The sequence below is a fragment of the Candidatus Jordarchaeum sp. genome (assembly GCF_052745115.1).
This window is the reverse complement of record NZ_JBRAKS010000524.1, coordinates 1-1,855: the sequence shown is the minus strand read 5'-3', so window position 1 is coordinate 1,855 and position 1,855 is coordinate 1. Positions and strand designations below refer to the sequence as shown.

Sequence of the window (1,855 nt, the reverse complement as noted above, 5' to 3'; positions counted from 1 at the left end):
GGTCTACCATGCCTACTAGCCCTAGGAATACTAGATCTTTGCCACAGTCTTCTCGGGCTAAGCGGTATTTTGAGGTTCCCACCACGCGGTAGGAGATTCCTAGTACCCGGTATCCTCGGGATGCGAATTCGTGGCCGGCTGCTAGTACCTGTTTTTGGAGTTCTTTGGTTATATTCATTACTTTACCGTTGATGTAAATCTCGTTGCTGAGGTTTATCATACGCTCCGGGGAACCTTTAGCGTATACGTATTTTTCATCATCGGTGAAGTCGTGCACTGTGGCCATGCAGGCTAGTTCGGATTCGAAGGGGATTTCATCTATGCGGGGAGTTTCCTCCTCTTCCTTCTTTTTGTCTATCCCGCCTTTAGCCGCTGCCACAACTAGTGCACCCTCTGTGGGGTCTCCAAAGATGGAGTATTTGCCATTCTCGGAAACTAGTTTGGCGTCGTTGCACAGCGCCATGGCTTTAAGAAATAATTTGAGATGAGGGTTATCCTTGGGGTTTATTATGGCTCCGTTTTTTCTGAAGTCACCTATGGGTGTGTATCCCTCTCCGGTTACCTCTATGGTTTCACCGTTTAGGTAGATGACGCGCACAGTCATTTGGTTCTTGGTGAGGGTCCCAGTTTTGTCGGTGCATATTACGGTGGCGGAACCCAGAGTTTCCACAGCCTGTAAGTTGCGGATGATGGCGTTCCTCTTGGCCATTATTCTAACACCGATAACTAGAACTATGGTAATAACAGCTATGAGCCCCTCGGGAATAAAGTGGATGACCGAGGCTAGTGCCAAGAGAAGAATTTCAGAGGTGGGTATGCCTTTAAAATAGGCCAGGATTGCCAGAACGCCTGCGAATACGAATGCAATAATTGCAAGATTAATGGCTAAACGTGATATTTTCTTCTGAAGAGGGGTTTTCTCTTCGCCCGCTTCGGCGATTTGTCTAGTGATCTTCCCTACTTCGGTTTTCATTCCTGTGGCCACAACGATTCCAGAACCCCTCCCACCAGTTATACTGGTTCCAGAGTAGACCATATTTAGTCTGTCTACCAAGGGAGTGTCTTCAGGCAGTTCCGCGGTGATCTTTTCTTCGGAGCCAGATTCACCGGTAAGTATGGATTCTAAAGCCCGTAATCTTACCGAGGAGTAGAGACGGATGTCTGCAGGAACCAGGTCCCCGGTATTAAGAATCACCATGTCCCCGGGCACCAGTTCATCGGTTTTGATCTCTCGTTCTTTCCCGTCTCTTACCACTATTGTTTTTGGTGCAGATAATTGTTTGAGAGCTTCAAGAGCCTTCTCAGAGCGGTACTCCTGAATAAATCCCAGAGTGGCATTTATAAAAAGTATCAGAAGGATTATCATAGCATCCAGAAGGTCTCCTAAAGCAAACGAGATTACCACGGCTAAAATGAGAATATAGTTCAGAGCATTTCGGAACTGTCCTAAAAAGAGTTTAAGAGGAGATAGTTTTTTCACTTCTCCGATTTTGTTTGGTCCATATATCTCCTGACGTCTTAGAACATCTTCTTTGGTTAAGCCTTTTGAACTTGTTTCCAGAAGCTTCATAACTTCCTCTGTTGGCATGCTATGCCAGTTTTTAATCTCGATTATAGGATTGCCCTCCTTCAAAAGAATCAAAAATTAAATGAAACAAGTCAAAAATTTACACATATTTTCAACGCTGTTTAGAAGGAAAGGAGAGCAGTACAAATTATAAATTTTTCTAAAATAAACGAAACGCTTATGAACTAGTTTAATTAAATCTACTCGGCTTTATAATAGCAAATTTTATGGGTGATTGTAGAAGTTAGGGACATTTGTCACCCCTTGCTGTTAATTGGTAGGATGTCC

General features: G+C 44.0%; 1 protein-coding gene. It reads right to left on the bottom strand.

Going from position 1 to position 1,855, the window contains the following annotated elements; translation table 11 throughout:
- Positions 1–1,588: cation-translocating P-type ATPase (locus tag ACUVXA_RS20445; RefSeq protein ID WP_445873140.1), on the bottom strand; the 1,588-nt coding region annotated here is incomplete at its 3' end.
- Between the last annotated feature and the right edge of the window lie 267 nt (positions 1,589–1,855).